Origin of the sequence: Sutterella parvirubra YIT 11816 (assembly GCF_000250875.1) — a bacterium.
Taxonomy (GTDB): Bacteria; Pseudomonadota; Gammaproteobacteria; order Burkholderiales; family Burkholderiaceae_F; genus Sutterella; species Sutterella parvirubra.
The window spans coordinates 1-751 of the sequence record NZ_JH604893.1; the positions used below are offsets into that span (position 1 = coordinate 1).

The 751-nt window shown below is 55.7% G+C and carries 1 protein-coding gene; it reads right to left on the reverse strand.

What is annotated here, in order from left to right; all coding sequences use genetic code 11:
• Window positions 1–78: 78 nt before the first annotated feature.
• Window positions 79–751 (reverse strand): IS1634 family transposase (locus tag HMPREF9440_RS02445; protein ID WP_008541164.1); only part of this gene is annotated, 673 nt, incomplete at its 5' end.

Consider the following 751-nt stretch of genomic DNA (forward strand, 5'->3'; position numbering starts at 1 on the left):
CCCGACTTTTTTATGTTTTGGGCTGAGTTTTCCCGCCGAACCCCTGTCTTGCAGGGGATTCGCTTGATGAAGGACCTATCAATTTTTGTCGGTAGAAAAGCTCGTCAGGGGTAACTTGGTTTTCAACTTCCGACGGAGGCTTTCTTCCGATTCCAACGCTGAAAGCGGCTCTAGACTGCACGCGTTCAAAATCCGGTCGGAAAGCTCGGAGAGAGCCAGGGGCGCGCCGTGCTCATCCTTCAGTGTGGCGGCCACCTCGCCGTTGCTCGTGCAGTTGAACAGCAACCCCTTGCCCTTCCCCATGCCGACGACCCTGCTCACACGCACGGATTCGAGCGCACGAACAATATCCCCCGGAGACAGCTGCAAGCCGGAATGCCGCAAACGTCGTTGCAGAATCCGCTGCATCACGAGGGCGATGTAGCTCACCAGAAAGTGGCCGCGGATGTGTTCCTGAGTCCAAACGAAGACGGGACGAGCTTGGAGGTCGGTTTTGAGAATTCGAAAATTTTCCTCGATTCGCCACAGCTGCCGTAGTTTCGAATAGATGATTTCGGGCTTCTCTGATTCGATGTTGGTCAACAGGGCCATGTACCCCGCCCATTTTTTTCGCTTACTGTACAAATCCTCCTTTACCGAAACGTCGGACGATTCGACGTTAATGAAAGCTTTGAAGCCGCTGCGCCCTGCGGCCTTCACGGCCGCAGGGCCGCGCTTCACCAGTTCCTTGGCCCGGCGCCACTTCTTCTCC